The 2,578-nt window shown below is 61.8% G+C and carries 3 protein-coding genes; all 3 read left to right on the top strand.

Annotated elements, in window-relative coordinates; translation table 11 throughout:
* On the top strand, positions 1-1,164 hold a 1,164-nt coding region (locus ABD151_RS21750), incomplete at its 5' end, for a S1 family peptidase (RefSeq protein WP_343996974.1).
* A gap of 106 nt (positions 1,165-1,270) precedes the next feature.
* On the top strand, positions 1,271-1,801 hold the full coding sequence (locus ABD151_RS21980; protein WP_415629931.1) for an RNA polymerase sigma factor: 531 nt from the start codon (positions 1,271-1,273) through the stop codon (positions 1,799-1,801).
* Positions 1,770-2,405, top strand: coding sequence for an META domain-containing protein (locus ABD151_RS21975; protein WP_415629930.1), 636 nt, complete (start codon positions 1,770-1,772; stop codon positions 2,403-2,405). Before ABD151_RS21980 ends, ABD151_RS21975 begins: the two co-directional genes overlap by 32 nt.
* Positions 2,406-2,578 lie beyond the last annotated feature (173 nt).

The raw sequence follows: 2,578 nt of genomic DNA, 5'->3' as shown, positions 1-2,578 counted from the left end.
CATGTGGTGGACACGTCTGCACCCGGTGACACTAAGGGCGTCTCAAGTCTTGTTTGGAATGAGGTGCAGGCAGGGGAGCCGGTGGACGCTTCAGGCAGGCCAACCTCGGGTCTGCCGTATGGCCTTGCTCAAGGGGTCGTGGGCCTGGTTGGCGACGCCGAGTCTGGTTACAGCGTGATCGTGGATGAGGAAACAATCACTCAGGAAGAGATGGAGGAGCGGCTCGACGGTGGTTTACCTTCCTCGAAGAGAGACTCCGTCGAGGTGGAACCGAGCTGTAGGGATGCATCGTTGCTGGCCGAGGCATGGCGCGCAGTTCATGACATCGACTGGGCGTCGTACGCCGGCGGCGAGCGGGTAGGTATCTATCTCGACGCAGCCGATGAACGAGTTGTCGTCGAAAGCGTGGCAGCAAAGAACCTGGCCCCTGGCATCGAGATGATGGATGCCGAATTGGCGGCCTTCGTGCGTCTTGACACGCTGCAAGACATGGAACTGACATCTCGCATGAATGATGAAGCTCCCTGGAACGGCGGGCTGAGGATCAACAGGGCGAACGGAAGTTTCTGTACGGGCGGATTCACTGTCATCCGGCGTAGCACCAACACTCGGGCCATGGTCACTGCTGGTCATTGCAGCGGCAACGGCATCGTGTGGCGAAACGGATCGGACGACGATCTCGTAGGCACGTCCACGGCACGCTCCAACTATCCGGAGTACGATCAGATGCTCCTGGTGGGCAGTAGCTACACCCCGAGGATTTGGGTCGGCGGAGGAACCGGAGACGCTGACGCGGACAACCTGCGGACCGTGACAGGTGCGGCGGACCCAGCCGAAGGCCAAGAAGTGTGCACTTCGGGCAGCGTGTCAGGGGCACTTTGCGACTGGGACGTCCGAAGCTTGAGCGCTTCGGATTGCTCGCTCGGTCCGGGCCAGTGCACGACCTACGTCATTCGCGCAGTGCGTGTCAGTGGTACCGCCGGGGTCCAGAACGGGGACTCGGGCGGGCCTGTGTACACCAAGCCCGGGGCCAACGCCGCAACGATCCGAGGCATCATCATCGCCCGCGGCGAGAACTCTGCCGGCCAGCCTGTTATGTGGGCTGAGCGTTACCGATCCATCGCGGGGCACCTGGATGTCTATGCCCTGATCGGCACGCCGTAGGTTCGGCCCTGGATCCGCTGTTTGCTCAGCAATTTTGCTGAGCAAGCAGCGGATCGACTGCTTCGTTCGTCTGTTAGGTGGGTGAGACCTCAGCAAGTGTTGAGCGATGGAGGCGGCGTTGAGTCAAAGCAGGGAGCGCGTGGCGTTCGAATCTTTTGTTGCCCTCCGCGGTCAGCAGCTGCTTCGACTCGCATACGTCATGACTGAGGATGCTCACCTGGCGGAGGACCTCACGCAGACGGTCCTGCTCCGGATGCACCAGCTCTGGGCGACGATTGACCACCCGTACTCCTATGCGAGGCGCGCCTTGACCAACTTGGTCATTGATCACGGAAGGCGCAGCGATCGGGAGCTGCCCGTGTCAGCAGAGGTCCTCGCAAGTCTCGAATCGGCTGGGTTAGACGAGGAGCCAGATTCGTGGCGCGCGGATGCTCTACCGGCACTCATCAGATCGTTGCCGTCTCGGCAACGTGTGGCGTTGGTCCTGCGTTACTACGAGCACCTTGAGACGGCGGAGATCGCGAAGGTCATGGGGGTTCGCGATGGGTCCGTCCGATCAGCCATAGCTCGAGCGATTGCCGATCTCCGAGCATCCTTGTTGGACAATGAAGGAAGGGCGCACAATGATCGACGATAAGATTGAGTCCGAGCTTTCGAAGTATTTTGAAGATGTTGCTCGCCGAAGTCCGCGACTTACGGCAGGTCCGGGAACGACCGTCGAACGTCAAAGGCGGCGTGCGGCGCCGATGTTGGCCGCGGCAGCAGCAGTTCTAGTGGTTCTTGGGGTGTCGTTTAGTGCCACTCAACTAGCTGGCAGGGGTCAGACTTCGGACCAAACCAGTCAAGACCCCAGATATAGCGACGGTCAGGACGGCACCAGCACAGTGACAACCAATGATCCGGTGCCGACTACCGCCGCGCTGCTGGAGGGGCGGTGGGAGCCGATCAGTCTGGATGGCCGCCCTGTCACGAAGCAGTCGGCGTGGGATCAAGATCCGTGGATTGCTTTCGCGGCCGGCGGGACGTTCGAGGCGTGGGATGGGTGCAATCGGATCTCCGGCGAATACGAGGCGTCGGGACAGGGCTCCCTGAGATTCACGTCTTGGGCTGGCAAGCCGCGGGGGTGCGCAAACTTCCTACACCCTCTAGACCTCGTGCGGTTCGGTCTCGTTTCGGGTGACGAGCTCGCGATGCTCAACGGCGCCGAAACCCGCCTGGCCACCTATCGCCGAGTCGAGTAGCTCGGACTGCTGGGGCAGGCAGTCGCGGTAGGCCGCCTGCCGGCCTTTGCGCCAGGACCTTCCGATGTCCTCGACCTTGCGTCGAAAGTCCATCGGGGGCTGCGGCGAGGTAGGTCACCGTAATGCCCGCTTCCCCCAGCGCTCCTACGCCGATTGACGGGTCATCCCGGCAG

The organism is Nocardioides dubius, assembly GCF_039528155.1.
In the GTDB taxonomy this organism is placed as follows: Bacteria; Actinomycetota; Actinomycetes; order Propionibacteriales; family Nocardioidaceae; genus Nocardioides; species Nocardioides dubius.
The sequence above is the reverse complement of the archived record's forward strand: the minus strand, read 5'-3'. Positions and strand labels throughout refer to the sequence as shown.